Origin of the sequence: Glutamicibacter sp. (assembly GCF_050701915.1) — a bacterium.
Taxonomy (GTDB): Bacteria; Actinomycetota; Actinomycetes; order Actinomycetales; family Micrococcaceae; genus Glutamicibacter.
In genome coordinates this window covers 1-26,066 of sequence record NZ_JBOGEG010000045.1, presented here as the reverse complement: position 1 = coordinate 26,066, position 26,066 = coordinate 1, and the positions used below count along the sequence as shown (strand labels likewise).

Annotated in this window: 27 protein-coding genes; 17 read left to right on the top strand and 10 right to left on the bottom strand. The window is 61.6% G+C overall.

Features of this window, described 5'->3' with window-relative positions; translation table 11 throughout:
• On the bottom strand, positions 1 to 728 hold a 728-nt coding region (locus ACRDT3_RS17415; RefSeq protein ID WP_431494193.1), incomplete at its 3' end, for an SDR family NAD(P)-dependent oxidoreductase.
• A gap of 30 nt (positions 729 to 758) precedes the next feature.
• The gene (locus ACRDT3_RS17410; RefSeq protein ID WP_431494192.1) at positions 759 to 2,207 is read right to left on the bottom strand and encodes an aldehyde dehydrogenase family protein; all 1,449 of its coding nucleotides are present in this window, start codon (positions 2,205 to 2,207) and stop codon (positions 759 to 761) included.
• Positions 2,208 to 2,436: 229 nt separating this feature from the next.
• Between ACRDT3_RS17410 and ACRDT3_RS17405 the strand changes: the two genes are divergently transcribed.
• The 3 genes from ACRDT3_RS17405 (at position 2,437) to ACRDT3_RS17395 (ending at position 5,128) form a co-directional block, all read left to right on the top strand.
• On the top strand, positions 2,437 to 3,075 hold the full coding sequence (locus tag ACRDT3_RS17405; RefSeq protein WP_431494191.1) for a GntR family transcriptional regulator: 639 nt from the start codon (positions 2,437 to 2,439) through the stop codon (positions 3,073 to 3,075).
• Positions 3,072 to 4,184, top strand: a complete 1,113-nt coding sequence (locus ACRDT3_RS17400; protein ID WP_431494190.1) for a 3-isopropylmalate dehydrogenase — start codon at positions 3,072 to 3,074, stop codon at positions 4,182 to 4,184. The genes ACRDT3_RS17405 and ACRDT3_RS17400 overlap by 4 nt, the downstream gene beginning before the upstream one ends.
• Positions 4,185 to 4,288: 104 nt before the next feature.
• Entirely contained in the window at positions 4,289 to 5,128 is an 840-nt protein-coding gene (locus ACRDT3_RS17395) for an SGNH/GDSL hydrolase family protein (RefSeq protein WP_431494189.1), read from the top strand.
• 4 nt (positions 5,129 to 5,132) lie between these two features.
• Here the strand turns inward: ACRDT3_RS17395 and ACRDT3_RS17390 are convergent, their stop codons facing one another.
• Positions 5,133 to 5,555 carry a VOC family protein gene (locus tag ACRDT3_RS17390; RefSeq protein ID WP_431494188.1) on the bottom strand — a complete coding sequence of 141 codons (423 nt, stop codon included), beginning with the start codon at positions 5,553 to 5,555 and terminating at the stop codon, positions 5,133 to 5,135.
• A gap of 198 nt (positions 5,556 to 5,753) precedes the next feature.
• Complete coding sequence (locus tag ACRDT3_RS17385; protein WP_105552734.1) at positions 5,754 to 6,176, bottom strand: acyl-CoA thioesterase; 423 nt, start codon at positions 6,174 to 6,176, stop codon at positions 5,754 to 5,756.
• Between the two features lie 244 nt (positions 6,177 to 6,420).
• Here ACRDT3_RS17385 and glsA point away from each other — a divergent pair, with 244 nt between their 5' ends.
• Entirely contained in the window at positions 6,421 to 7,449 is a 1,029-nt protein-coding gene (gene glsA / locus ACRDT3_RS17380) for a glutaminase A (protein WP_431494187.1), read from the top strand.
• Between the two features lie 33 nt (positions 7,450 to 7,482).
• Here the strand turns inward: glsA and ACRDT3_RS17375 are convergent, their stop codons facing one another.
• The 4 genes from ACRDT3_RS17375 to ACRDT3_RS17360 form a co-directional block, all read right to left on the bottom strand.
• On the bottom strand, positions 7,483 to 7,974 hold the full coding sequence (locus tag ACRDT3_RS17375; protein ID WP_431494186.1) for a hypothetical protein: 492 nt from the start codon (positions 7,972 to 7,974) through the stop codon (positions 7,483 to 7,485).
• Positions 7,967 to 9,181 (bottom strand): signal peptidase I, encoded by a 1,215-nt coding sequence (locus tag ACRDT3_RS17370; protein WP_431494185.1) that lies wholly within the window; start codon positions 9,179 to 9,181, stop codon positions 7,967 to 7,969. Before ACRDT3_RS17370 ends, ACRDT3_RS17375 begins: the two co-directional genes overlap by 8 nt.
• A 153-nt stretch (positions 9,182 to 9,334) precedes the next feature.
• Positions 9,335 to 9,955, bottom strand: coding sequence for a SipW-dependent-type signal peptide-containing protein (locus ACRDT3_RS17365; protein WP_431494184.1), 621 nt, complete (start codon positions 9,953 to 9,955; stop codon positions 9,335 to 9,337).
• Positions 9,956 to 10,161: 206 nt separating this feature from the next.
• Positions 10,162 to 10,776, bottom strand: a complete 615-nt coding sequence (locus ACRDT3_RS17360) for a TetR/AcrR family transcriptional regulator (RefSeq protein ID WP_431494183.1) — start codon at positions 10,774 to 10,776, stop codon at positions 10,162 to 10,164.
• A gap of 141 nt (positions 10,777 to 10,917) precedes the next feature.
• Between ACRDT3_RS17360 and ACRDT3_RS17355 the strand changes: the two genes are divergently transcribed.
• Together ACRDT3_RS17355 and ACRDT3_RS17350 are read left to right on the top strand one after the other, a co-directional pair.
• On the top strand, positions 10,918 to 11,895 hold the full coding sequence (locus tag ACRDT3_RS17355; protein ID WP_431494182.1) for a nitrilase-related carbon-nitrogen hydrolase: 978 nt from the start codon (positions 10,918 to 10,920) through the stop codon (positions 11,893 to 11,895).
• Positions 11,888 to 12,919 carry an agmatine deiminase family protein gene (locus ACRDT3_RS17350; RefSeq protein WP_431494181.1) on the top strand — a complete coding sequence of 344 codons (1,032 nt, stop codon included), beginning with the start codon at positions 11,888 to 11,890 and terminating at the stop codon, positions 12,917 to 12,919. The genes ACRDT3_RS17355 and ACRDT3_RS17350 overlap by 8 nt, the downstream gene beginning before the upstream one ends.
• Before the next feature lie 4 nt (positions 12,920 to 12,923).
• Here ACRDT3_RS17350 and ACRDT3_RS17345 read toward each other — a convergent pair whose 3' ends face one another.
• Positions 12,924 to 14,099 (bottom strand): FAD-dependent oxidoreductase, encoded by a 1,176-nt coding sequence (locus ACRDT3_RS17345; RefSeq protein ID WP_431494180.1) that lies wholly within the window; start codon positions 14,097 to 14,099, stop codon positions 12,924 to 12,926.
• Between the two features lie 113 nt (positions 14,100 to 14,212).
• Here ACRDT3_RS17345 and ACRDT3_RS17340 point away from each other — a divergent pair, with 113 nt between their 5' ends.
• From ACRDT3_RS17340 to ACRDT3_RS17320, 5 genes are all read left to right on the top strand, one after another.
• Entirely contained in the window at positions 14,213 to 14,950 is a 738-nt protein-coding gene (locus ACRDT3_RS17340; protein WP_431494179.1) for a sulfite exporter TauE/SafE family protein, read from the top strand.
• 78 nt (positions 14,951 to 15,028) lie between these two features.
• Positions 15,029 to 16,189, top strand: a complete 1,161-nt coding sequence (locus ACRDT3_RS17335) for a hypothetical protein (RefSeq protein WP_431494178.1) — start codon at positions 15,029 to 15,031, stop codon at positions 16,187 to 16,189.
• Between the two features lie 86 nt (positions 16,190 to 16,275).
• Positions 16,276 to 16,941 carry a GOLPH3/VPS74 family protein gene (locus ACRDT3_RS17330; protein WP_431494177.1) on the top strand — a complete coding sequence of 222 codons (666 nt, stop codon included), beginning with the start codon at positions 16,276 to 16,278 and terminating at the stop codon, positions 16,939 to 16,941.
• A 202-nt stretch (positions 16,942 to 17,143) separates the two neighbouring features.
• Complete coding sequence (locus ACRDT3_RS17325) at positions 17,144 to 18,403, top strand: MFS transporter (RefSeq protein ID WP_431494176.1); 1,260 nt, start codon at positions 17,144 to 17,146, stop codon at positions 18,401 to 18,403.
• A gap of 22 nt (positions 18,404 to 18,425) precedes the next feature.
• Positions 18,426 to 19,400, top strand: coding sequence for an NAD(P)H-quinone oxidoreductase (locus tag ACRDT3_RS17320; RefSeq protein ID WP_431494175.1), 975 nt, complete (start codon positions 18,426 to 18,428; stop codon positions 19,398 to 19,400).
• A gap of 6 nt (positions 19,401 to 19,406) precedes the next feature.
• Here the strand turns inward: ACRDT3_RS17320 and ACRDT3_RS17315 are convergent, their stop codons facing one another.
• Entirely contained in the window at positions 19,407 to 20,072 is a 666-nt protein-coding gene (locus tag ACRDT3_RS17315) for a GntR family transcriptional regulator (RefSeq protein WP_431494174.1), read from the bottom strand.
• 167 nt (positions 20,073 to 20,239) lie between these two features.
• Between ACRDT3_RS17315 and ACRDT3_RS17310 the strand changes: the two genes are divergently transcribed.
• The 6 genes from ACRDT3_RS17310 (at position 20,240) to ACRDT3_RS17285 (ending at position 26,031) form a co-directional block, all read left to right on the top strand.
• Positions 20,240 to 21,361, top strand: coding sequence for a type III polyketide synthase (locus ACRDT3_RS17310; RefSeq protein ID WP_431494173.1), 1,122 nt, complete (start codon positions 20,240 to 20,242; stop codon positions 21,359 to 21,361).
• Positions 21,361 to 22,074, top strand: coding sequence for a methyltransferase domain-containing protein (locus ACRDT3_RS17305; RefSeq protein WP_431494172.1), 714 nt, complete (start codon positions 21,361 to 21,363; stop codon positions 22,072 to 22,074). Before ACRDT3_RS17310 ends, ACRDT3_RS17305 begins: the two co-directional genes overlap by 1 nt.
• Entirely contained in the window at positions 22,067 to 23,200 is a 1,134-nt protein-coding gene (locus ACRDT3_RS17300; RefSeq protein ID WP_431494171.1) for an FAD-dependent oxidoreductase, read from the top strand. The genes ACRDT3_RS17305 and ACRDT3_RS17300 overlap by 8 nt, the downstream gene beginning before the upstream one ends.
• Before the next feature lie 244 nt (positions 23,201 to 23,444).
• Positions 23,445 to 24,041, top strand: a complete 597-nt coding sequence (locus tag ACRDT3_RS17295) for a hypothetical protein (protein WP_431494170.1) — start codon at positions 23,445 to 23,447, stop codon at positions 24,039 to 24,041.
• Between the two features lie 198 nt (positions 24,042 to 24,239).
• On the top strand, positions 24,240 to 25,451 hold the full coding sequence (rlmN, locus tag ACRDT3_RS17290; protein ID WP_431494194.1) for a 23S rRNA (adenine(2503)-C(2))-methyltransferase RlmN: 1,212 nt from the start codon (positions 24,240 to 24,242) through the stop codon (positions 25,449 to 25,451).
• Between the two features lie 94 nt (positions 25,452 to 25,545).
• A complete protein-coding gene (locus ACRDT3_RS17285; protein ID WP_431494169.1) occupies positions 25,546 to 26,031 on the top strand; it encodes a carboxymuconolactone decarboxylase family protein in 486 nt (161 codons plus the stop codon).
• The last annotated feature ends 35 nt before the right edge of the window (positions 26,032 to 26,066 follow it).

Sequence of the window (26,066 nt, the reverse complement as noted above, 5' to 3'; positions counted from 1 at the left end):
CCATCGACGGTAAGCACCGAACCAGTCACGAAGCTCGATGCCTGCGAAGCAAGATAGACAATGGCTCCAGCCATTTCCTCTGGCCTGGCCCAGCGGCCCAAGGCGCTCTTCTGGGCATAGGCGTCGTACCAGTCGGGGTTGGCCTTGATCTGTGCGGTCAGCGGGGTTTCAACAACGCCCGGGGCAACGACATTGACCCTGACGCCCTGCGGGCCGAATTCGGCGGCCGCGGTACGGACCAGCTGGACCAATGCCGCCTTGGTGGCCGCATAGACACTTTGCCCGGGCTCGACAACTGACGCGCGAATGGACGAGATGCCAATGATGGATCCGCCGCCATTGGCTGCCAGCCTCGGGGCGAAGGCTTGGATCAGACCGAATGAAGCCCTCAGGTTCAAGTTCACCACGCGGTCGAATTCTTCCATTGTGTAGTCCACGATGCGCTTTCGGACATTCGTGGCTGCGGTGAACACCAGGGCAGCGATGTCATTGAATTCATTGGAAGCGGCCTGAACGGATTGAATATCAAGGACATCGAGCTCGATAACCGTGGAACCGCTGCTGAGCATATCGGCGGTCTCCTGCGCGGTTCCGGCATCGCGGTCGGCGCAAATCACGTGGGCGCCGTGCGCGTCGAGGGCCAGCGCGGCTTCACGGCCGATGCCGCTGCCTGCGCCGATCACCATGACACGCTGGCCGGCAAATTGGAAGAGCTGGGTGTAATCCATTGTGTTGTCCTTCGTTTAAGATGCCTCGGGCTAGGGGCGGATGATGGCCATCCGGGTGACCGTGAATTCTTCCATTGCAAAGCGGGGGCCTTCACGGCCGATCCCGGAGTCCTTGACTCCTCCATAGGGCATGATGTCTGACCTGAATCCGGGGATTTCATTAACTACGACACCGCCGACTTCCAGCTCATCGATGGCGCGGAAAGCCGTCTTCAGCGACTTGCTGAAGATGGCGGCCTGCAGGCCGTACCGTGATTCGTTCACCAGTTCAAAGGCTGCATCGAGGTCAGGCACCGTGCGCAAGCAGATGACAGGACCGAATATTTCCTCGCACCATAGTTCTGCATCGGCCGGGACACCGACCAGGATCGTGGGCTGGATGGATTCACCCAGCAGGCCTCCGCCGGCCAGCACCTGTGCTCCGCGTTCCTTTGCCTTCCCGATCCATGACAGCACGCGTTCGGTGGATGCCTTATTGATCAGCGGTGCCACCAGGGTCTGTTCCGAGCGGGGGTCGCCAACCACTATTTCGCCGATGCGCGCTAGCAGCTCCCGCTGGAAGTCGCCAGCGATTTTCTCATCGAGCAGAACGCGCTGAATAGAGATGCAGGCTTGCCCGTTGGCATAGAAGCCCCCGCGTAGCACGGCATCGACCGCTGCATGGATATCGGCGTCCTCGGCGACGATGAAACCGGTGTTAGACCCCAGCTCCAGCACTGCCTTGCGTGGTGCCGCATTCTTGGCGATCTGGTGGCCGACGGCCGCGGAACCAGTGAAGGAAACCACCGCTGAGCGCGGGTCCGCGACCAATGTCTCGCCAACCTCAATGCCGCCGGTGACCAGCTGAACCGCTGCGGTGCTGACCTGATGGGCGGCGAGAGCTTCGCGGATCAAGTGCACAGCCCACAAGGTGGACAGCGGGGTATTCGGAGCTGGCTTGATGATGATCGGGCATCCAGCCGCCAGCGCCGGAGCAAGCTTATGGCTGGCCAAGAGCAATGGGTAATTGAAACCGGCGATGCCGATCACGATTCCTGCCGGTTTTCGGGTCCAGTACCCGATCATTCCATCGCCGCTGGCCTGCAGATCCAGGGGTACTGTCTCGCCGCGCAGGTGGGCGACTTCTTCGGCTGCCGCGGCCCATGTGGTCAGGGTGCGCGCAACTTCGACCCGGCAGTCCACCAGGGGCTTGCCGGTTTCGAGGACCAGGAGATTCTCAAGCTCTTCGCGGTGCTCGGAAATCTTGTGATGTACCGCCAAGAGGATTGACCGCTTGGTGCCGGTGCTCAGCCTCTCGACTTCCTTGGCGACGCCTTGGGCGGCGTCCAATGCCTGGCTGGCTAGTGCCGCAGAGCCTACAGGCGCGTGCGCAACTACTGAACCATCGAAAGGGAAAATAACGGGGACTGTTTCCGCGCAGTGCACCCACCGGTCGCCGATGGGCAATCCCGCAGGGTAAGCATCTGAGTGAGAAGTCATCGTTCCTACTTTCGAATTGGCGCTAATGGAATTCCTACTGGTCTGACCAGTAGATGACCAAAGCTAATCAGTGATCTAGCTCGCAGTCAACGGGTTTGAGGAAAATGACCCTTCCGCGCTTCTAAAACCTTGAATTCATTGACATTAGGCGAATCTCCGGGAACAGTAATGCTCACTATTCCACTTCGGGATACCGATAAATTCAGATACGTGAGCACAGGCGGTGGCGATGGCTTTTGACTGGAGGAGCAACGTTTCGCTGGCCCGGGAAACTGCTGGCGTCATCAGCGAACGAGTCTTCCTGGGACGGTATGCGCCGGGACAAGTCTTGGCGCAGCAACGGCTCTCCGAAGAGCTTGGCGTCAGCCGGACTCCGTTGCGTGAAGCCTTTGCCTTGCTTGAGCATGAAGGCGTGGTCCAGCTCGATTCCTCCGGGCGAGCCACGGTTACGAAGATGGAAACAACGAATCTGCGTGAAGCGCTGGAATTCCGCGAACTATTGGAATCGGCCGCCTGCAGTATGGCAATCGATAGGATATCGCGGTCCTTGCTCGACGATCTGCTTCGAGCACTGCGCAACCCGGGAACGGCCACGCCCAATAATGCTTCCAGGGTGCACCTATTGCTACTGGGTTCGTCGGCCAATCGCTATCTTCAAGGATTCTCGACCCTTGTGCGGATAACCGAGGAAGTGCATTTGCCTGCCACCGCGTGGTATCCGGCAAATTCGGGCAAACTGCGGAACCTCCAGATAGGCATCCTGGAGCATTTAGCCGAAGCAGACGGTAAGGCTGCACAACGACGAGTACACGATTACTTCAACGAACTTCAAAACCACCTAGCCGCCAGTGAAAGGCCTGCCCAATGAAAACCTACAGCGTTGCCGCCATCCCCGGAGATGGGATCGGCCCGGAAGTCATGGGCGGAACACTTGATGTTTTGGCCGCAGCGGAGAAGAAGTTTGGCTTCGCGCTGGATCTGACTACTTATGACGCAGGAGCCAAGCATTACCTGCAGACCGGCGAGCTATGGAACCCGCAGCTGACTCGAAAACTGCGTGGCCATGATGCCATCCTCTTCGGCGCGATGGGGGACCCAGCAGTGCAGCCAGGCATTCTTGAACGCGGATTTATCCTGTCGATGCGCCAGGAATTTGAGCAGGCGGTGAACCTGCGCCCGGTCAAGCTCTACCCGGGCGTCGCCACCCCCATTGCCGGGCTGACGCCCGAACGTTGCGATCTGGTGATTGTCCGTGAGAATACCGAAGGCGCCTACGTTGGCCAAGGCTCGACAATCCACGCAAATACACCCCACACCGTGGCGGTCCAGGAATCGGTCAACACCCGCCAGGGGATCTCGCGAGTAGTAGAGTATTCCTTCAAGCTGGCTATGAGCCGGCGCAAGAAACTCACCCTGTGCCATAAGAAGAACATACTTGTCGAAGCCGGGAAGCTTTGGCAGGAAGTCGTGGACCAGGTCTCGGAGCGCTATCCCGAAGTGGAAGTCGACTATGTTCATGTCGATGCCATGTGTTTCCATCTCCCCGTTGCCCCGGAAAGATTCGATGTAGTGGTTACCGACAACCTCTTCGGAGATATCATCACGGACCTTGGAGCTGTCATCCAGGGAGGCCTGGGCGTTGCAGCAAGCGCGAATCTCAATCTGGATGGAAGCGCACCCAGCATGTTCGAGGCTATCCACGGTTCGGCACCCGACATTGCCGGAAAGGGCTGGGCCAATCCTGTCGGCGCGATCCTGTCTGCTGCGATGATGCTGGCGCATCTAGGCGAAGAGCGGGCCGCATTGGCCATTGAATCTGCTGCCGTCAGCGTGGTGCGCGAGCTTCCCGCACTAGCCGGACCGGACATGGGGAAGAATACCTCTGGCATTGCCCAGGACATTGCCCGCCTTGTATCCGAGGATTTCGTGATGGTTCCGGGTTTGTCGGTGATGAAAAGCCTGTCTGCGGCACGATGAGCTTCTGCCAACAGGCCGCCTGAACGCCGTTGTCATCTAAAAGTGTGGTGGGGTTCGCTTCCCGGACATGGCTTGGCCAACTGTTCCTTGTAGATTAGCCAGTCATGGGACGGCTGTTTATGGCGATCGGGGATTCCTTTACCGAGGGCGTGGGGGACTGGGAACCCAGGCTGCCCAACGGGGTGCGCGGCTGGGCCGACCGCGTGGCCAAGCAGCTATCCAAAGCGGATCCCGAGTGGCAGTACGTGAACCTGGGAATCCGCAGCCGCCGGCTCCAGTCGATCATCGACGAGCAGATCCCGGTCGCCCTGGAACTCAAGCCGGACGTGATCACCTTTTATGCCGGCGGCAACGACATCCTGGAATTCCGCAAGGATATGAAGGAGTTCCTTGCCCGATACTCGCAAGCCGTCGACGCCCTGGTTTCCACGGGCGCCAAGGTCCTGCTGTTCACCGGCTTCGATATCCCTGTGCACCCGGTGCTCGCCCCGTTCAAGCGGCGCAACTGGCGCTTCAATGACCACGTGCGCCAGCTGGCTAAACGCTATCCGGACTCGGTAGTGCTCGTCGACTACTGGAACTGGGAGGCCTACCGGGATAAACGCATGTGGGATATCGACAAGCTGCACATGAATCGTGCGGGACATCGATACATGGCCATCAGGATCCTGGAGATCCTCGGGTATCCGCACCAGCTGGTTTTCGATCCCTTTGGCGCCGCGGACCGGGTGGGATTCTGGCAGGCCACGCAGCGCGACGTGGAATGGTTGCGGCAGTGGGTGCTGCCGATGTTCGGGCGGCGCATGCGGGGCATTACCCTGGGTGACCAGCTGCGTCCCCGCTGGCCGGAGCCGATGCATCCGGCCAAGGGGATGAAGAAGCAATTCCGCAAGCGCCGCAAATCAGAAGAGCTGCGGCACTTGCGGAATTCCGGGGTCGGCTAGCGGCTCAGCCGCCCGGGTTTTCGATTGCTTCGGGGCTCATCCATGCGATTTCCCAGACGTGCCCGTCCGGGTCCTGGACGGCGGCCTGGTACATGCCCGGGAATGGCTCATCTGCCGGGCGGTAGACGCTGCCGCCACCGGCCTCGGCCCGGGCGACGAAGTCGTCGACGCCCTCGCGGGTTTCTGCCGAGAGGGCATTGAGGGTTTCGCGCAGGCCGCTTCCGAGTGCCGGCTTATCGCCGTTGACCAGGAAGCTAGCGAAGAACTCTTGGCGCAGCACCATCACGAGAATGTTCTCGGCGATGATCCATGAGGTGGCGTTTTCATCGGAGAACGTCGTGTTCTTGGTGAAGCCCAGTGCTTCGTAGAATTTGTCGGCTCTGGCTAGATCGGCGGTCGGTAGATTGACGAAAATCATCTGGCCCATGGGTTTCTCGCTTCTGCGTCGGTGGAATTCCTCAGTGCAAAAACAACTTTGCTGGACGCTCGAACCCAGTGCAAGGGCTTTGGGCGATTTACCTGCAAAAGAAGCAAGGCCCCGCTTGGGCACGCAACTAAGCGCGGCCGAGCGGGGCCTTGAACCAAACCCTTGAATTCTTGAGGGCTGCGGGCATTCAAACGGAGACTAGATCAGTGCCTTGGTGATTTCCAGCGGGATGCGATCGCGGGTGTAGGTGATGTGGTCGTAGCCGTGCGGTTCCGGCTTGCCATCTTCGCCGATGTTCACGAAGACGATCTTCTCGATGGTCAGGATCGATTCCTGGGTGAAGATGTTGCGCACCTCTGCGCGCAGGGTGACCGAAGTCCGGCCGAAGTCGATGGCGGTCAGGCCCATCTCGATCAGGTCGCCTTCCTTTGCGGAGGCGATGAAGTTGATCTCGGACATGAACTTGGTGACAACGTGCTTGTTGCCCAGCTGGATGATCGAGTAGATCGCAGCTTCTTCATCGATCCAGCGCAACAGGCTGCCGCCGAACAGCGTGCCGTTTGCGTTCAAGTCTTCTGGGCGGACCCACTTGCGCGTATGAAAAGTAATACCCTTAGCCATACACAAAATGCTAAGTCAGGCTAGGCGCTTTGCGCTGTTAGATGCTCCACAATGTAGGGGAAAACACATGCGATTCATGCGTTGAGCACCAAGTGGAAGCATGGTTGGGACGGATGCCCCGGGCAGCTGGCCCAATGCTTGATTCCGGCTCATGGCTGTCTCCAAGGTGCCAAGCGCCAATGCTGTTGATAAGGTCAAATCAAGCAGCATGGATCAATCGACCCAGGACAAAAGGCAGGTGAAGATGACCTATCCTTCGGAAGGGAATAACGAAACTATTCCCACCGATTTCGACGACGTCGTTCAGCAAGTTTCTACCGGTGAGCTGGAGCATGATCGCATCGATGCACTGCTCAAGGAAGCACATGAACGGTACACGGATGCAGATGACGGGCTCCTTGCCCACTACATTCCGATCCTGGGCCAAGCGGATCCCAATCTCTTTGGCATCGCCATGTCCCACGTAGGGGGCTCGGTCCACGTGGTGGGCGATTGCAATTACCTGTTCTCCATTCAGTCGATCTCCAAGATGTTCGTCTACGCGCTGGTCGTCCAGGAGCATGGGCGCGAAGTTGTCAGGGACCGCATCGGGGTGAATAACACCGGCATGCCATTCAACTCGGTAATGGCTGTGGAATTGAACAACGGGCTGCCGATGAATCCGATGGTCAATGCGGGCGCCATTGCCACCACCGCGCTGATGCCGGGGAAGACCGCCGCCAAGAAGTGGGAGAACGTCCGCGAAGGGCTCTCGGCCTTCGCTGGCCGGTCGCTGAGCCTGGATGACGAGGTCTACCATTCCGAGTCGCTGGCCAACGAGCGCAACAAGGCCCTGGGGCATTTGCTCAAAAGCTATGGCCGGTTGGATGGCGATCCCTTCGACGCGGTGGATGTCTATACCAAGCAGTGCTCGCTGAATATCAGCGCGCATGATCTTGCCGTCATGGGCGCGACGCTGGCCGATGGCGGCGTGAACCCGGTGACCGGAAAACGTGTGGTGGATGCCGATGTTTGCCGCGATACCCTGGCGACGGTCGCTTCCAACGGCTTGTATGAGAGATCCGGGGAGTGGCTGTTCGAGATCGGCATCCCGGCGAAGTCCGGGGTTTCCGGCGGCATCGTCGCCGTTGCCCCCGGCAAGGGGGCCATTGGCGCGTTCTCGCCGCCATTGGACATGGCCGGGAACTCGGTGCGGGCGCAGCTTGCCATTGGGCAGCTTTCGCGCGCCATGGGCCTGAACCTCTTCGCCTCGGCTCCGGATAAGTCCAAGTAGTCCAGCAGCCTTGCCGTCTCTGGGCGTTGGGCCTTATCCGGTACCGCAGGCCATGTAGAGCGGAACGATCAGGCCAATCGAATTAACCCGCTGCGAGACGGAAGGGCCCACCCAAGAAGTCGAGTCGAGTTTTGGGCGAATGGTGAAGGTGTAGCCCAGGTTCAACGAGAGGGTGGTGCTGTAAACGTATTGCGTGTTCTTGGTCGTGGTCTGCAGCGTCTGGCCCCGATAGATCTCGTAGGTCAGTGCTTTGCCCTCGAAGCCCGCCGGCGCTTCCCATTCGAAGCGCACCTGGTTTGCCAGCAATCCCGTGCCTAGCAACGATTCGCTGTCGTAGCATTGGAAATTCTGGACCCGGTCGAGCGTCGCCGCTGAGAACCTCGCGGAGGCCAAGGTCCTGTCTTGCCAGGCTGCCATGGTGGTCGCTGCGCGGATTCCGACGAGTGCCACGCAGGCCAGGAGCAGCAACACCATGAAGGCACAAAAGTTGCGACGGATCTTCGGGGTCAGGAAATGGCTAGCCACGTTGCCGCCTTTTGCGCAGGGCGGCAGCGGCGAGTCCGGCCGCTGCGCACGCCGCAGCAATGAACAATAGTGGCAGGTTCGCCACCCCGGTGTCTGCTAGATCTGGCGGCCCTTGGGGCGGAACCGGTGGCATTGCGATTTCTTCGCCCATGCCCTTGGCGAAGACCTGGACTTGCAACGGGTCGAAGGACGGATCGGAAGATGCCGATGCCGGCAGCGACGCAGTCACCAAGAAGCGGTGCCGTTCCGTGGAGCGAAAACTGAGCAGCTTTCGGCCTGCTGTGCCGGCTATGTCACGCGCCGGGATTTCAGCGAGGACTTGGCTGGAATCATGCCCGCAGCCTTGTTGGCGTCCAGTGTCCGCTACCGGGCAACTGATCACCGAAAGTGTCCAGGGCATGGGGCTGGCCGGCATCGAGTTAACCTGCAAACCGACGTCGATCATCCCCGGTTCGGGGGCTTCGGCCCACACCTCGACTGTCCATTCTGCCGAGTCGCCGGGGCTCATTTGGGACATGGACGGCGATAGTTCCGAAGCCAACCTCAGGTAGGTGCCCGCGGCATCTGGCGTCGATGCATCCGCCGGTGCCGAGGATGCGAAAACCGTGGCGGCTGCCAGCAGTACTGCGGGGAGCAAGAAGGCTTGCCGTGAGGCGGCAGGATCAGCGGACGGAGTGTCGTTGCCGTCATGTTCGCGAGGCCAGAAGGCCCAGACGACCAGCGTGGCGGCTCCTAGCGTCAACACGCCAAGAACATATGGGGAATTGAACTTCTGGATCAGTGGCGCGAGCCCTGGAACGGAAAAGAATACGCGCTGGACAGTTGACGCACTGTAGGGGTCCACATCGGGCGTCTCGTTCCCGTCGCCCTTCATGGTAAAAGCCACGGTGCCGTCATCAGCGATGCTCTTGATCGCTGTGACTCGGTGGGTGACCGGCAGCTCTTCGTGGTCGCGTTGAACGGTGGCAACATCGCCGACTTCCAGTTCGCTGGCAGGGATTTCCTTGACCAGCGCGATGGATCCGGCGGTGATCGTAGGGCTCATGGAACCGGTCTTGAACATCATGATCGAGATGTTCAGGGTGAAGCTGAGGATGACGAGCAACAAGCACAATGAACCTGCAACGGCCAAGATAGTGAGCAGGAAATCCCCGATGCGGACAGCAAACATCGGCTTCGCGCGGGCTCGTGCTCTGCGTGCTCCCACCTTGCCCTCATTTCAAGACCCTGTTGCATTTTCTCGGAAGTCCATCGCCAATCGGCACCGGAATTGGACGGCGAGGAACCCGCGTTCAGGCTAGCAGGTGAACGCGGGCTCGCAGCCGGGTTCCGGCCGACAATGGCAACGGCCTTTTTGGTACTAAGGTTGCTGCGAAGTGGCTTCGAAGCCCCAAGTAGCGGTTGCATCCCCGCCTTGTACCAGGCCTGCGCCCGCAGTTACCTGGAAGCACAGCACGGTCGAGGTGCCGGCAACTGCATCCGTCCCAGCGGCCAAGGTGAATTCCGTGGCCGAGGGGGCGCCGGGACTGAAGGAAGTACCGGTGCCGATAACACTTGCACCGGAATCGGCGGTGGCGTCAGCGGTGCAGTCGCCGATTGCAGGTACGGTGAAGATCTCGTAGCTGAGATTGGTTGCGTTATCTCCAGCAGAGGTTGCCGCGATCAAGTCGACGGTGGCGTCGTAAGTGGTCCCTGCAGCGGTGCGCAGGGCGAACGCTTCTGCAACCTTGTCGCCGGGCGTCAGGTTATTTGCGTCGACTTCGAAGGCGAGCGCTGCAGCTTCGCCTGATGTCGCATGAGAAGCCCAAGCGGTTCCGTCGGTACTGCCTTCAACGTCGAAGGAGCCAGCACTGAAGGTTCCGGTGGCCCATTCCTGGTCGGTCCAGGCTGCCAATGTCACGGCCGTGCCGACACCGAGAACCAAGCCGCCGGCGAGCAGGGCCTTGATCTTGCGTGATTTTTGGCTCGAAGCTGTAGCCATGAACTGTCCTCCTGAATGGTGTGGTGACGCACTAATGCCTATGGATAAAATCAACGTATCAGGAATTAGTTGACGCTTTGATCATTACCCGCGGGTAATAGTGATTGGATGGATGAAATGGGCCGTTCGTCTAGTCCGGCAGCCGGGAATTCCCGCCAGGCGGGAGGAAGTCCTGTCCGAATGGCCAGCCGTTCTGGCTGGGTGGCTTATTTGCATCCGCGATCATGTGGACCAAGTCCCCGCAGGATGACATCAAGTCCCGCCAAGAAAGCCTGCTCCGCCCGATGCTGGGCGCCGAGGCCTGCTGCGAGAGCGTCGGTAAATGCCCTGGACGATTCGGAATCAGGTTGCCAGACTTCCTCCGGGGCGGCGGCGTCAAGTGCCGAACCGAGCACGAATGAATCAATGATCGTGATTGCCTCAAGCCGGAGGCGCGGCTCGAATCCGGCTGCGCAGAAGGCTTGGGCTAGAGCGTCGTAGACGCGAAGTGTGGTGCTATCCCGAACCGTGTGGCTGGTCAACAGTGGGATGAGGCGCGGATGCTTTGCGTAGGATGTCCAATACTCCGTGGCGATGCGCCGGATCGATTCGCGCCAATCGTTCTCTGCTGGTGCGGGTAAGCGGATTTCGGCCATGGCCCGCCCGCGCATCAGCTCGATGATTTCGCCCTTTCCCTGCACGTGGTTGTACAGGGACGAAGCGGAGACCGAGAGTGCCTTGGCCAATTGCGGAAGCGTGAACTCGCCATGGGCATCGACGAGCTTGAGTGCGGCATCGGCGATTGCGGTGGTGCTGAGCTTCGGCTTGGAAGGCCTGGCCATGAATTCTCCCGTTGTTGAAGGTTCTGGGTAGAGCTTACACAAATAAACGAAAGTCATTCGTTAAATCCCTTGCGCAGAGGCCGCTACCGGATCTAATCTGTAAACGAATACCATTCGTTTAATTTCCGAAGGGGAGCCCTCATGCAAGAGATCCTGGCCCTTGAACCACCCGTTTCCCTGGCCCGTGCCGAAGCGAAGTCCCGTGGCGAGATCACCGTCGCGCTGGTGCAGCATCGTTGGCGCGAAGACCAGCAGGAACTGAGGGACGAACTGGAGGACGGCATTGCCCGCGCGGCCAAGCACGGCGCGCGCATCGTCTTCCTCCCGGAACTGACCCTGGGCAAATACCCGGCCTTCGAGATCCCGGACGCCGACGCCGCGGATGCCTGCGCCGAAGACCTGGACAACGGGCCGACCGTGGCCTTCGCCCGCGACATGGCCGATAAGTACAACCTGCACGTGCACATCTCGCTGTTCCGCAAAGCTCCGGACGCCGACGGGTTGGGATTGAACACCGCAGTGGTTCTTTCCCCGGATGGCGAGATCGTTGCGCTGACCAACAAGCTGCATATTCCGCGGACCGCCGGCTACTACGAGGACAAGTACTTCCGCGAAGGGCCCAATGACGAGCCTTACCCGGTGCACCGCATCGAGGCACTCGGGGACCTGGCCATGGGCCTGCCCACCTGCTGGGACGAATGGTTCAGCGAACCGCCGCGCATCTACTCGCTGGCCGGAGCCGACCTGCTGGCCTATCCCACCGCAATCGGTTCCGAGCCGGACCACCCGGACTTCGACACCGAGCCGCTGTGGCGCCAGACCATTATCGGCAACGGCATTGCCAACGGGCTGTTCATGGTTGTCCCCAACCGTTGGGGCGATGAGGGGGCACTGAATTTCTACGGCTCATCCTTCATCTCGGACCCGTACGGCCGCATCCTGGCCCGCGCCCCGCGCGATGCCTCAGCGGTGCTCGTGGCCACCTTGGACCTGGACGCCCGCCGCGACTGGCTGACGCTCTTCCCGTTCCTGCGCACCCGCCGGCCCGATACCTACTCGGCGCTGGCTGCGCCGCGCGAAGACGCGCAGCTGGGCGAACGGACGCAGTCCCATGCCTGAGTTGCGCATGCCGGCCGAAACCGAAGCCCATGAGCGCATCTTCATGGCCTTCCCCTCCGGCGGCTACACGCTGGGGGAAACCGAGTCGCAGGCCGAAGCGGCCCGTGCGGCCTGGAGCGCCGTGGCCCGCGCGATCAGAGCATTCACACCGGTCACGATGGTGGTGGACCCGGCCAGCGAAGCTGCGGCCCGGCGCCATCTGGGCGATGCGGTCAGCTACTGCCTGCACGAGCTGGACGATGCCTGGATGCGCGATTCCGGTCCGAGCTTCGTGCGCACCGCACAGGGCCAGCTCAAGGCGGTGAACTGGAACTTCAACGGCTGGGGCGCGCAGAGCTGGGCGTCCTGGGACAAGGACCGCCTGGTGGCGGGCCATGTCGCGCGCCTGGCCGGCGCAGAACAAGTGCGGGCGTCGATCACCAACGAGGGCGGCGGGATCCACGTGGACGGCGAGGGAACGGTATTGGCCACACGCAGCGTCCAGCTGGATCCGGGACGCAACCCGGGCAAGACCGAGAAGGACATCGAGGCCGAGTTCTCCCGGCTGCTCGGAACCCGGAAGACCATTTGGCTCGATCGCGGTCTGAGCCGTGACAACGAGGAATTCGGCACGCGCGGCCACGTGGACATCGTCGCCTGCTTCGCCCGGCCCGGCGTCGTGCTCTACCACGACCAGCAGGATCCGCGGCACCCGGACCACGCGATTTCGCAGGCCGTACGCGAACGGCTGGAGCAATCAACCGACGCGCAGGGACGGGCGCTGGAGCTGATCGCCGTGCCGGCGCCGACGGTGCTGCGCGATGCCGAAGGTTGGGTGGACTATTCCTATATCAACCACCTGGTGACCAACGGCGGGGTCGTCGCCTGCAGCTTCGACGATCCCAACGACCAGCAGGCCGCGAGCATCCTGGCCGCGGCGTATCCCGGAAGGGAAGTGGCCAGCGTGGATGCGCGTGTGCTGTTCGCCCGCGGCGGCGGCATCCACTGCATCACCCAGCAGCTGCCCGCCGCGGAACGGGGATAGGCGCCTAGCCCAGGCCGACCGCGCGGCGGCGCTCCAGGAAGACCGGTTTCGCCGCCGTGCGGGTCGCGGAGAACAGGGGTTCGGCCGCGCGCCGGCCCAAGGCCAGGTCGGCCAGGTATTCGCCGATGGCGGGCACGAACTTGAAGCCGTGGCCGCTGAATCCCGCGCCGACGGTGATCGGTCCCAGGGTATCGAGGATGAAGTGCTCGTCTTCGGTGTTGGCGTAGGTGCAGGACACCGTTTCGTAGCGCGAGGGATCCGCTCCCGGAAGCCAGCGTGCCGCGTAGTCCTGCAACCCGCGCAGCTGTTCTTCGCTGGCCTGGTGCGGGCGGTGCTCCGGATCGATGATCTGCCCGGAACCATGCCAGCCCACCTTGATGCCTTCCCCCGGGGTGCGCATGCCGTAGATGGGTCCGAAGATGCGTGATCCGATATCCCGTGCTGGATCCAGGGTGTGGTTGAATCCCGGCCAGTGCGCCGGCAGGTCCTTGTGCGCGAAATGCACCGGGTGCTCTTCGGTGACGTGGATGGCGGGAAGGTTGAGCGCATCGCCCAGCAGCAGCCCGGTCCAGGCACCCGCGGCGACAATGGCATGGCGGGCCCGGATGGCCGAATTGGTGCCCTGGTGCTGGACTTGCACCTCGACACGGTCATCGGCAAGCACCACCAGGCTGGTCACCTGGTGCCCGTATTCCACGGCAGCTCCGTGCGCTACGGCCAGCTTCTGCAGCGAAGCGACGGCGAGATCGGCGTTGATCTGGCCGCCGGCGGGGATGTGCAGGACTTCGGTCTCGAACTTCATGCCTGTGAAACGCTCTTCTGCCGCTGCGATGCTCAGCAGCTCGCTGTCGAATCCTGCATGGGCGAGGACCTGGTGCATTGCGCGTTGTTCTGCAACGATTCCGTGGTTGACCAGTCCGGTGCGCTCCAGCAGCGGGGTACCGGCCATTTGGGAAATCTCGTCCCATAAGGCATCGGAGCGCTGCAGCAGGCGAAGGTATTCCGGTTCGGTGTAGGCAGGATTGAAGTTGCGGGTTGCTCCGTGCGAGGCGCCTTCCAGGTGGCCCGGGGCAAAGCGTTCCAGCAGGAGGACCTCGTGCCCGGCAGAGGCCAGGGACCAAGCGGCGGCCGAGCCCATCGCGCCGCCGCCGATGATCAGGAAATCTACGTCATTGCTCACGTCTACAGCGTAAAACTCCAACTGAAGCGGGCTCCATTCAAATGACTCATTGGCCGTGGACTAACGTAATAGAAGATGGCGATTGGGAAAGCGGAGGCAGCGTGGAACAAGGCGTGCAACTAGCGGCGGTAATCGGCTTGGCAGCCGCAGTTTTCGTGGGCGCCTCAACGCAACGAATCTCCGGAATGGGGTTCGCACTGGTCTCCTCGCCCTTCCTGGTCATGGTCTTGGGACCCCATGAGGGGGTCATGCTGGTCAACCTGCTCGGCGCCTGCAGCAGTTTGCTGATCTTTGCGCAGGTTTTCCGGCAGGTCGAGTACCGGAAGGTCGCGTTCATGCTCATACCGGCCATGCTCATGACCATTCCCGGGGCCTGGGTGGCGAACTCGCTGGATGGGCCATGGCTCTCCGTCGGCATTTCGTTCATGGTGATCCTCGCGCTGATTTCGAGCTTCATGATTCGAAACCTCGCGATGGCCCAAAGCAAGGGATTGGCCATCGGCGCCGGGGCAGTTTCCGGATTCATGTCGGTAACCGCCGGGGTCTCCGGCCCGGCCATTGCCGGATACGCTGTGGCCAGCCGCTGGCCGCAGGCGCAATTCGCCATCTCCGTGCAGCTCTACTTCCTGGTGCTGTCGCTGACTTCCCTGGTCGCCAAGGGCGGCATGCCGCAGCTTCATTGGCAGCAGTGGGGTGCCTGCCTTGGCGCGATGGTGCTGGGCATCTTGCTGGGAAATTACCTGGCCCCGAGGATCCCGCAAAAATTCAGTCGCGCATTCGTGATACTGATTGCCTTCAGCGGTGCCGTGAGCCTGATGGCAAGCGGCTTGATCGCCTTGGCCTCCAACTAGCGCATTGCCCTGCTGCGCGGTGTGCGGCGGCGCCGCGGGCGGTACACGTTCTTCAATGAAAATGAGAGAATGTACTACGTGCATTCCCAATATCCCGAGGTAACTCTCAGCAAGCGAGTCAGTGAACTAGACATTGAGCGTCGTGCTCTATGGGCCGGCCTGTTCTGTTCATTATTCGGGTTGATTGTAGGGCTCATCATCTTCGCCGGTGAACGTCCGCCGCTCTTTGGCGATCTGTCCGTGGGCATCGTTTCCGCCGTTTGCGGTGCTGTCTCCGCCGGAACCAGCAGCGCATATGCTTTCCGTTCGATGCTGCGGGCACGTGAACCGTGGTTGAAGAAGATTCCCAAATGGCGCCAGATCGTCACGGCCCTGGGCCTCGTATTGGTGCACGTAGCTAGTACCGTCATGATCCTGCTGGTTGTCTTCCATCTGTTCCAGCAAGCCTTCTACGGGCTGCATCTGGATGTGCTTGCAGGTGCGCTGGCGGTCAGCGTCGCCACGGGCATCTCCGCCTACCTGTCATTGGAAGCAACCGCGCGCATCAACGCGGAATCGCTTTCCGTGGTGCTGGGGATCTTCATGAGCGCCGGTGTGCTGATCAGCATGCTGCTGGCCGAAGACCAGGGCTGGTGGCAGAGCATGTTCTCTTCGCTGGGAACGACGCAGGCCGGCATGGGCTCGTTCTGGACCTTCAATCTCACCCTGGTGATTTCCGGCTTGGTGCTGGCGGCCTTCACCGAGTTCCTGACCCGCGACCTGGTCCGCCTTGCGCAGTCCTACCGTTGCCGCCCGGCGCTGGAAAGATACAAGATTGCACGCATGGTGCGTCCTCGGCCGCGGCTCGTGCGCTGGTGCTTGCTGATTGTCTCGGTGGGCATTATCGGAATTGGCTTGGTCCCCTTCGATGTGGCGATGGAGGTGCACTCGGCCTTCGTGCAGATGGTCTCGGTGGCCATGATCTTCTTGCTGCTGGGCACCATCGTGCTGCTGCCTGGCTACCCTGCGGTGTTCCACATGCTGTCCTACGCGGCGATTGGCGCGATCTGGGCGGCCTTCCAGTTGTGGACCGAGTGGTCGTACTACAACCTGACCGGTTTTGAGCTCTCGGTCGTGGCCATCATGTTCAGCTGGATCTCGGTGTTCATCCGCACGACGTCGGCCATGACACAGGACCGATCCGAACCTCGAACCACTCATTCGCCTTCCGAGGTGGCCAAAGCCAAGAAGAAATCCTAGTCAGCCCGGGGCCATTGGGCTAGCCCGAAATATCCGCCGGAAGGCTGAAGAATTCAGCCGTTGATGGCCGGTAGCCTGAGAATATGTTGATCACAGAGAAGCTCTACCTGTTGATGGCCAACGACGCGGAGAAGCCGGAATCGGTTGTATCAGCTACGGGATATGGAATGAACGCCGCCCTCATATCTGACCTGATGATTGCCGGCCGCGTGGCGCTCAGCGATGACCAGCAGCGGCAAATCCAGCTGGTAGGTGCCGGGCCATGTCCAGACCCGGTCCTTGCCGCCCCGCTGGCAAAGCTAGAGAAGAAAGAACGGCTCTCCCTGGATGAGGCGGTCAAGATCTCGGGCTTGTGCGATGCGCGATTGGTCACCGATTCCCTAGCCAAGGCAGGCATCGTGGAATATGGCGAGCGGACGTTGCTGGGGATGGGCAAAAAACGCGTTCACATCATCAATGAACAGATCCAACGGCAAATCAGAACCGACCTGCAGGCTGCCCTGCATGGGCAAAAGATTCCCGGCGTCAGCGATACCACCGTGTTGGCGATCGTGCAGGCGATTGGCCTCGCGCCGGAGTTGCTCAAGGATGAGATAGCTCCGATGGCCGCTGGTGAGGCGCAAGCAAGGATAAAGGAACTGGCGCAGGATTCTCCGGTGGCCGACTCGGCTCAAAGAGCGGTTGCTGCAATGAACGCGGCGATCACGACCCAGCGAGTTATCCCGCCAGTCTCGGGGAAAGGGGATGGCTGAGGCATTCGCGAGCTTCTCAATACTGAATAATGTTTTATTTCTTGACAATCTGATTATTGGGAGCATATCGTAATTCAGGTCACAGCGAGTAATTACCGGTGGCTAATGACGATCTTCTGAAAAGTCGGGGTACCAAATGTCGAGTACGGCTCGCCAAGATACAGCATCAACTAAAGCCAATACTGGGCACGATGCTCGCCATATGCGACGTGTTCTGCTGTCCAGCTACCTGGGCAGCGTCGTGGAGTTCTACGACTTCTTGGTTTACGGCACGGCTGCCAGCCTGGTGTTCGGCCACCTGTTCTTCGCAAACCTCAGCCCAATTCTGGGGACCGTAGCGGCATTCGGCACGATGGCGGTTGGCTACGTCGCTCGCCCCTTGGGCGGCATCATTTTCGGTCACTTCGGTGACCGGTTGGGCCGCAAGAAGATGCTTGTGCTGACCATGATCCTCATGGGCTCGGCGTCGACGCTGATCGGCTTGCTGCCGACCCAAGCCCAAATCGGTGTCCTGGCACCATTGCTGCTGATTGCCCTGCGGCTAGTGCAGGGGCTGGCCATTGGTGGCGAGTGGGGTGGCGCTACGCTGATGGCGCTGGAGCACTCTAGGTCGCAGAAACGCGGACTGTCCGTCGGCATCGTCAATGCGGGTGCGCCGACTGGCGCTGTTCTTGCCGCTTCGATCATGGGCTTGTTCGCGATGCTTCCTGAAGCCCAGTTCATGGCTTGGGGCTGGCGCATTCCATTCCTGCTCAGCGCGGTCTTGGTCGTGGTCGCTCTGTGGGTACGCCTGGGTGTCCATGAGTCGCCTGCTTTCGCCAAAGTTCAAGAGCAGGTGAAAGATCAGCGCAAGTCGCCGCTGGCTGAAGTTCTTCGCGAACCAAAAACCCTGGTGCAGACAGTCTTGGCCGGGGCTACGCCAACTGCAATCCAGTCAATGCTGGCGACCTTTGCCCTAACCATCGCGGTCCAAGGTGGCGCGGACCGTTCAACCGCTTTGTTCATCGCCGCGATTGCATCGGTGGTCAACATGTTCACGCTGCCTTGCTTCGCAGCCATGTCGGATAAGGTGGGCCGTCGTCCAATGCTGCTGGCGGGCCTGTTCATAGGCGCTGTACTTTTCTACCCAGTCTTCTCGATGATCGGTTCGGGTGAAACCGGCAAGATGTTTGCGGGGTACGTAGTGGGCTATGGCTTGATCGTAGGCATCTTGATGGGCATCATCAGCCCTTTCATCTCGGAACAGTTCTCTACCGGCTCGCGCTACACAGGTGCGTCGATCGGTTATCAGCTTGGTGCAACGCTCGGTGGCGGTTTCGCCCCAATGATTGCAGCTCAGCTATTGGTCTTCGGCGGTGGAACCTCGCTCAAGTACGTAGTGGTCTTCTTCGTTGCGCTCTCGATCATCAGTGCGATCGCTGTCTACACCACCCGTGAAACCTCGAAGTCTGAATTGAGCTAGAGAACTAATAGGAGCGCGAGCTATGCAAGCTGTCGTTGTCGGAATACCGGGAGGGCCAGAAGGCCTGGAAGTTCAAGCTCGCGAAATACCGCGGCCGGGCGAATACGAGGTGCTGATCCGGGTGGCCGCGGCCGGGCTGAACCGGACGGATGTTATCCAGCGTGGGGGACGGGCTAACCTTCCCGAAGGCGCCACCGATATCCTCGGCCTTGAAGTGTCCGGCACTGTTGAGCAACTGGGCTCCGGGGTTTGCGGATTCGCGGTGGGCGATGAAGTGGTCGCCCTGACGGACTCCGGCGGCTACGCCCAATATGTAGCTGTCCCTGAAGCGCAGGTCGCGCCTGCGCCGCAGGGGTTGGGCCTGGTAGAGGCCGCTGGCATTCCGGAAGTAGCAGCCACCGTAGTGCTCAACATACTGATCAACGGGCGCTACCGTGAAGGTGAAACAGTGCTGATCCACGGTGGCACCGGCGGCATTGGAGCTTTCGCAATCCAGCTGGTCAAGGCACTGGGCGGCACGGTCTATGCCACGGCAGGAAGTGCCGAGAAATGCGCTCAGGCTATGGCATGGGGCGCCGATATCGCGATCAATTATCGCGAAGAAAATTTTGACGAGCGGGTTCAGCACCTTGGCGGTGCTGACATCATCTTGGACACCGTGGCCGGCTCTTACCTGCAACGGAATCTCACTGCCCTGAAATCCGGTGGCCGCATGATCACCATCGGCAAGCAGGGCGGAGCCAGCGATACCTTGGACTTCTCTATGCTGATGAAGAAAAAGCTGACCTTGATCGGAAGTTTGCTGCGGGACCGCACGCCAGCGGAAAAGGCAAGGATCATGGAAGAAACCACCAGAATCGTTTGGCCGCTGCTGGCGGACGGAAAAATCAAAACCACCACGGACCGGGTGTTCCCGCTCAGCGAGGTAGTTGCCGCTCACACGTACTTCGACTCGGGACGGCACCTGGGCAAAGTGCTTCTGGACTGCCGAAGCTAGTCCTCTTTAGCGCAGGGTGCTCAATCCGGCGTCCATTACGACCTGGACAGTGGAACGATAGTGGTTGCTGAGCAGCTCGCCGAGGAGGGCGGCATCACGATCCAAGGCGGCATCCAGGATTGCCTGGTGTTCCTTTTCGACGTTGCGCTTGCCTGCTGCCTTCGACGGGGCAGCCCAGCGCCGGTATAGCTCGGTGAAGTTCGAAAGGTCCGCAGACAGCTTGAGCATCGGTTGGCAATCGCACGGAACCAAAAGCGCATGGTGGAATTCGCGGTGCGCCTCGGACCATGCGGGGTTGACGGTGCCAGGTTCCTCCGGCAAACGCCGTGGGGTACGCGAAAGCTTGTGGTGGGCCGCAATCAAGCTGGATTCCCACGCGACATCTCCGCGCTCCACTGCCAAGCGCGCGGCCAGTGCTTCGGTGGAGCAACGCAGTTCGGTGATATCTGCCAGTTCGCGCAGGTTCAGATCAGGAACAAAGAAACCGCGGTTCGGGCGGATAACCACCAGGTTTTCCCCCGCTAGCCGGGTCAGCGATTCGCGGATCACCGTCGTGCTGGTTTCGAACTGCTCTGCCAAAGTGGTCGGCTGCAGGCGATCGCCGGGGGACCAGAAGCCATCAAGGATGGTTCGGCGGATACCCTCCAGGGAATGAATTGATGCCTTTGCCAAGATGACCTCTTCATGCGTGATCGATTAAATCTGATGTTAATAACAATAATCATATTCTCCGCTGAGGATAGATAATCAACGCGCACCGTGGAACCGAATAATTGGATTGATGCTGGCAATTCGCCAAAGCTGTTTACCTTCCCCTGCATCGGCCCTAGGCTCGGGTCATGTCAGTGAAGATCCGCACGATCCAAACCGCAGTTCCCGCGACGACCCTGGCTCAAGAAGAGATCCGTGATGTCTTCGCCAGCCAGCCGAATCTGAGCCGGCTCGGGGAGCGGCTCATCGCCACCTCGTTCAACTCCGCCGCGATCAGCACCAGGTACAGCTGCGTCGACGAATTCGATCTCTCCCTGCCCGAGCCCGAAACGCCGCTGTTCTACGACCGGGGTGAAGGCCTCTTGCTCTCCCCGAGCACGGCCGAACGCAACGGCATCTACGTGAAGCAGGCCAGCGCGCTGTTCAAGGACGCTGCCAAGAAGGTCCTCGACGCCTGCCCGGACCTTAAGCCGGAAGACATCACCCACGTCATCACCGTTTCCTGCACCGGGTTCTACAACCCGGGCCCGGACTACCAGATCGTGCGCGCGCTGGGACTGGCACCGAGCACGGTGCGCCACCACCTTGGATTCATGGGATGCTACGCGGCGTTCCCCGCCCTGCGCGCGGCCCGCGACTTCTGCCTGGCCGATCCGCAAGCCACCGTGCTGGTGGTCTGCGCCGAGCTGTGCACCTTGCATGTGCACAGCTCCAATGACCCGGACACCATCATGGGCTCGGCCATCTTCGCCGACGGGGCCGCAGCGGTGATCGTCTCGGCGCAGGGCAGCGGGCTGCTGGAAATGGACGGCTTCGAAACCGTGCTCACCCCGGTAGGCGAAGAATCCATGGCGTGGAATATCGGCGACCACGGATTCGAGATGGTGCTGGGCACCTACGTCCCTCACATCATCGACGAGCACATCACCGGGGCGCTGCAGCCACTCTTGGCCAAGGACGCCGACTCGGAACTATCCGTGGACCGGATCCAGCACTGGGGTCTGCACCCCGGGGGCCGGGCCATCCTGGACCGGGTGCAGAACCGGCTGGGCCTGGATGACCGGCAGCTGGTGCCAGCCCGCGCGATACTGGATCGCTACGGGAACATGTCCAGCGCCACGGTGCTTTTCGTGCTCAAGGAAATCCTGGAATCGGCCGCTGCGGACGAGGGCGACAGGGTCTGCTCCATGGCTTTCGGCCCGGGGTTGACCGTGGAAACCGGGCTGTTCACCGTACGCAGGCGGGAGTAATGCTCCGGCTGGCGCGGGCAGCGGAAGCCATCGAGGAAATGGACCGCCCGGACTGTGATCCGGTCCTGCTGCGCCGCACCTACGCCCAGTTCCCGCTGATTAACCGGGTAGTAGCCGGCTGGCGGGGCAACTACATGCAGTTCATCCGCCCGTTGCTGGCGCGCCGGGTCCGGGCCAGGATACTGGACGTGGGTTGCGGGGGAGGAGACGTCGCGGCGAATTTGGCGGGCTGGGCGCTCGCCGACGGGTACGAGGTTGTAGTGTGCGGCATCGACCCGGATCCCCGGGCCATCTCCTACGCCAGGCAGGGGCTGCAACGCTGCAACCTGCCGCGCGGAGTGCTGGAATTCCGGGAAACGACCAGCACCCGGCTAGCGGCCGACGGCGAGCAGTTCGACTTGGTGCTCTCCAACCACCTGCTGCACCACCTTGGTACCGGCCAGTTGCGCCAGCTGCTGGACGAGACCGAGCAATTGTGCACCGGGGTCGGGCTGCACAGCGATATTCGGCGCTCCCCGGTGGCGCTGGGGCTGTTCGGGCTGGCGGCCCTGCCGTTGGCGGGCAGCTCGCTGATCCGGCGCGATGGCCTGACCTCTATTCGGCGCAGCTACGTGCCGGGAGAACTGGAGGATCTGCTTCGCCCTGGTTGGGAAGTGCGCACGCAGCGTCCGTACCGCAACCTGCTGTTCTGGGAAGCTGGCGGCCGTGGATGACGTCGCGATAATCGGCGCCGGACCGGTAGGCCTGGCCTTGGCCATACTGCTTGCCCAACGCGGGCGTAGCGTTCGGGTCTTCGAGCAGCGCAGCGCACCGGTAGCCCACTCGCGCGCCATCGGCCTGCACCCACCAGCGCAGAAGGTCCTGGAGCAGGTTGGAGTGGGACCTGCCGCGCAGCGTGGCGGCGTGCAGATCCGCGGCGGACTGGGGATCTCGCGCGGGCGGAGCATCGCTTCGATGGATTTCTCCGCGATTGGCGGGCAGTACCCCTATGTGCTGTCCCTGCCGCAGCAGGTCACCGAGCAATTGCTGCGCGAGCGCTTGGAGCAGCTCGCACCGGGGTCGTTGATGCTGGCCTCCGCCTTCGAGCAGGTGCTTGGGCAGTCGGGGCAATCGGTGGAATTCGCCGCTGGCGGTGCGCTGCACAGGGCCCGGTGGCTGGCCGGAGCCGACGGGGTCCGCTCCGCGGTCCGCACGGATCTCGGGGTGGGCTTTGCCGGAAGGGACCATCGGGACAGCTACCTGATGGGGGACTTCCCGGATACCACTGGGCTGGCCCATACTGCGGCGCTTTTCCTGCATCAGGAGGGGATCGTCGAATCCTTCCCGCTGCCCGGCGCGCTGCGGCGCTGGGTGGTGCGCATCGAACAAACGCAGGGCGATGAATCGCCGGGCACCTTGGCCGAGGCCATCTGCCAACGCACCGGATACCTGCTCGAAGCCGAGGCCTGCACGATGACCAGCTATTTCGGCACAGCTACGCGGATGGTGCCCTCGATGGTCCATGGCCGAGTGGTGCTGCTGGGGGATGCGGCCCACCAGATCAGCCCGATCGGCGGGCAGGGGCTGAGCTTGGGGCTGGCTGATGCGCAGGCGGTGGCACACCTCATTGCTGCCAGGGCACCAATTGAAGCATTGGATGATCTGCGGCTCGGGGCAGCGCGCAGTACGGCCCGGCGTGCGCAGGTGAACATGCTGCTGGGCCGGGCCCTGCCACGCTGGGCCGTCCCGCTGCGGGATTCGGCGATTTCCTGCCTAGCCTCCAGTGCCTGGCTGAGTGAGAAGGTGGCGCGCGACTTCACGATGACCGGTCCCGGGCAGCGTTCCATTCCCGTTGCGTGACGAAATGGCAACGTTTCGATTACTGGTTGCGAAGGAGCATCTATCCTTGTGGCGCCCAGCGGTGCCGAGAGTGCAAGTGACGGCCGGAGAGCAACCGCACGGCCAGACCCGCTGCCGGCCAGCGTGCATTGCGCCCGGATAACTCTTATATCTATCTATTGAATGAACCGGGGCGGGGGTCGCACACTGGTCAGCATCACTTGCGCGTGCATCGAGGCATGCGAAGCGGAAAGGACCCCTCATCATGAAGAAAAATACCGGCGCAGTGCTGTGCGCCGCAGGTACCGCCCTTTTGGCGCTGAGCGCGCTTGTCCCCGCTTCGGCGGCACCCCCGGAAAAGACCGATACCACCTGGCTCATGGGCGAGGTGGCCCATGTCGGAGCCCTTGACGGTTTTGCCGGCAACGCACACCTGATCAGCTTCTTCGCACGCACTACCGGCTCAGGGGATGCGACAGTGGTGAACTTCGACTGCCCGGCAGGCGAGATACCGTCATGGGAACCGGACAGCGGTTGCGAGACGCTGGGCGCTGTGGGAATGTACGGCGATGCGCTGGAAGTGCACATCGACAAGCAGCTCGCCAACGGCTCGGTCAGCGGAGCAGTCAGGGTTTATCTAGGCGAAACCGAAAACGGCGAGTCCATCTGGGGCGAAACCTACCAGCTGGAGGCGGTCATGGCCGGCACCGGCGATGCGGTGGTCACCCGAGAGCATCAGGATGGTTTCCGGCACTGGAGCAAAGACCGCCCGGCCTCTGCCACCAGCGGGCACCTGGGGGAGATGGACCTTGCCGGTGCCGTGGGCAACCTCGGCCACCTGAAGGAATCCTTCAAGTACTGAACACCCGAATGCAGCAGTGCCACACCGCCGGTAGATTGGCGGTGCGGCACTGTTTTCGCGTGCCCAAACTCACCGCCAAATACTCGCGGATACATGAAACAATAGGTAGCAATGACTTCCATCGATTCCACCCCACTTTCCGCTGAAGAACGCAAGGCACTGCGCAATGAGCAGGCCGCGGCCCAGCGCGCCCAGCAGATGCGCATCTCCAAGTCCCGAGCCGAAGCCGAAGGCCGCGCCCAGGTCGTTCCAACCGCTGAAGGCTGGAAGCAGGAGATGGGTGCCGATGGTCGTCCAGAGCTGCAGTTCGCCACCAAACGCCGCGTCTCCCAGCCGCCAACGCACCTTGCCGACCTGTCCCTGGCCGAGCGCCAGGCCAAGCTGAAGGAACTGGGGCTGCCGGGCTTCCGTGCCAAGCAGCTTTCCGTGCACTACTTCCAGCACTACACCACCGACCCGGAGAAGATGAGCGATCTTCCCAAGGAGCGCCGCGCGGAACTGGCCGAGGCCATGTTCCCGAAGCTGCTCACCGAGGTCAAGCGCCTGGAAACCGATGACGGCAAGACCATCAAGTTCCTCTGGCGCCTGTTCGACGGCTCGCTGGTCGAGTCCGTGCTGATGCGCTATCCGGGCCGCATCACCCTGTGCATTTCCTCGCAGTGCGGCTGCGGCATGAACTGCCCGTTCTGCGCCACCGGCCAGGCGGGGCTGACCCGCAACATGTCCACCGCTGAAATCCTGGACCAGATCGTCCAGGCCAACCGCGTAATTGCCGAAGGCGGACTGGGCGGACGACAGCACCCCGAAGAGCGCGTGGGCAACATCGTGTTCATGGGCATGGGCGAGCCGCTGGCCAACTACAAGCGCGTGATGAACGCCGTGCACCGCATGGTCGCCGATGCCCCCGAGGGCCTGGGCATGGCAGCCCGCGGCATCACCGTCTCCACCGTCGGCCTGGTTCCGGCGATCCGCAAGCTGACCGAGGAGAACGTCCAGGTCACCTTCGCGCTGTCGCTGCATGCACCGGATGACGAGCTGCGCGACGAGCTGATCCCGGTCAACTCGCGCTGGAAGGTCGACGAGGCACTGGATGCCGCGTACGACTACTACGTGAAGACCGGTCGCCGTGTCTCCATCGAGTACGCGCTGATCAAGGACATGAACGACCACGAATGGCGTGCAGAAATGCTGGCCAAGAAGCTGAACGCCCGCGGCCGCGGCTGGGTGCACGTGAACCCGATTCCGCTGAACCCGGTGCCAGGCTCCATCTGGACCCGCAGCGAACCGGACATCACCTCCAAGTTCGTTCGCCGCCTCGATGAGCTCGGCGTGCCAACCACGCTGCGCGATACCCGAGGCAAGGAAATCGACGGCGCCTGCGGCCAGCTCGCAGCCGACGGCGACAAGTAGCAATGTTCGAGGAGACCAGCAATCGCTGGTCTCCACGGTGCGTTAACGAGCTCTCTTCGCGCAGGAGAGCTGCGCGTGGAGGTATGGTTCTGATATGGCCGTTTCAGACCCGCTTTTCCTTGATAAGACCAATCCAGAGCTATGGAACTCGATTGGCAGATTCTCCAAAGATGTCGCCAAATCCTACCGCGCCGCCGGGATCAGCGACCGCACCGCCGAGCTGATTAACCTGCGGGTATCGCAGATCAATGGCTGTGCGTTCTGCCTGGACCTTCATGCGCGCAAGGCACTGGAAGCAGGGGAGAGCCTGCAGCGGATCACCCTGCTACGCACCTGGGATGAGTGCGGAGGACTGTTCACCGAAGAAGAGTGCGCAGCATTGGCCATCGCCGAAGCAACCACTGGCCTGCCGATTCCTGATGAGCGGATAGCAGCGGTGGCCTCGGCCCGCCTGGTGCTGACCGATGAGCAGGTGGCCGCGATCCAATGGATCGCCATCGCCATGAATGCTTTCAACCGGATTTCCATTCTCTCGCGCCACCCGGTGAAGGAACGCGAGTTGGAACCGACAGGCAAATAGCCAGAGGCCGCCGTATCCCCAGCTGGGGATACGGC

Excerpts from the sequence above, each read along its gene's own strand:
- ACRDT3_RS17410 (WP_431494192.1), bottom strand. The coding sequence starts at position 2,207 with ATGACTTCTCACTCAGATGCTTACCCTGCGGGATTGCCCATCGGCGAC.
- ACRDT3_RS17405 (WP_431494191.1), top strand. The coding sequence starts at position 2,437 with ATGGCTTTTGACTGGAGGAGCAACGTTTCGCTGGCCCGGGAAACTGCT.
- ACRDT3_RS17400 (WP_431494190.1), top strand. The coding sequence starts at position 3,072 with ATGAAAACCTACAGCGTTGCCGCCATCCCCGGAGATGGGATCGGCCCG.
- ACRDT3_RS17395 (WP_431494189.1), top strand. The coding sequence starts at position 4,289 with ATGGGACGGCTGTTTATGGCGATCGGGGATTCCTTTACCGAGGGCGTG.
- ACRDT3_RS17390 (WP_431494188.1), bottom strand. The coding sequence starts at position 5,555 with ATGGGCCAGATGATTTTCGTCAATCTACCGACCGCCGATCTAGCCAGA.
- ACRDT3_RS17385 (WP_105552734.1), bottom strand. The coding sequence starts at position 6,176 with ATGGCTAAGGGTATTACTTTTCATACGCGCAAGTGGGTCCGCCCAGAA.
- glsA (WP_431494187.1), top strand. The coding sequence starts at position 6,421 with ATGACCTATCCTTCGGAAGGGAATAACGAAACTATTCCCACCGATTTC.
- ACRDT3_RS17365 (WP_431494184.1), bottom strand. The coding sequence starts at position 9,955 with ATGGCTACAGCTTCGAGCCAAAAATCACGCAAGATCAAGGCCCTGCTC.
- ACRDT3_RS17360 (WP_431494183.1), bottom strand. The coding sequence starts at position 10,776 with ATGGCCAGGCCTTCCAAGCCGAAGCTCAGCACCACCGCAATCGCCGAT.
- ACRDT3_RS17355 (WP_431494182.1), top strand. The coding sequence starts at position 10,918 with ATGCAAGAGATCCTGGCCCTTGAACCACCCGTTTCCCTGGCCCGTGCC.
- ACRDT3_RS17350 (WP_431494181.1), top strand. The coding sequence starts at position 11,888 with ATGCCTGAGTTGCGCATGCCGGCCGAAACCGAAGCCCATGAGCGCATC.
- ACRDT3_RS17325 (WP_431494176.1), top strand. The coding sequence starts at position 17,144 with ATGCGACGTGTTCTGCTGTCCAGCTACCTGGGCAGCGTCGTGGAGTTC.
- ACRDT3_RS17320 (WP_431494175.1), top strand. The coding sequence starts at position 18,426 with ATGCAAGCTGTCGTTGTCGGAATACCGGGAGGGCCAGAAGGCCTGGAA.
- ACRDT3_RS17310 (WP_431494173.1), top strand. The coding sequence starts at position 20,240 with ATGTCAGTGAAGATCCGCACGATCCAAACCGCAGTTCCCGCGACGACC.
- ACRDT3_RS17305 (WP_431494172.1), top strand. The coding sequence starts at position 21,361 with ATGCTCCGGCTGGCGCGGGCAGCGGAAGCCATCGAGGAAATGGACCGC.
- ACRDT3_RS17295 (WP_431494170.1), top strand. The coding sequence starts at position 23,445 with ATGAAGAAAAATACCGGCGCAGTGCTGTGCGCCGCAGGTACCGCCCTT.
- rlmN (WP_431494194.1), top strand. The coding sequence starts at position 24,240 with ATGCGCATCTCCAAGTCCCGAGCCGAAGCCGAAGGCCGCGCCCAGGTC.
- ACRDT3_RS17285 (WP_431494169.1), top strand. The coding sequence starts at position 25,546 with ATGGCCGTTTCAGACCCGCTTTTCCTTGATAAGACCAATCCAGAGCTA.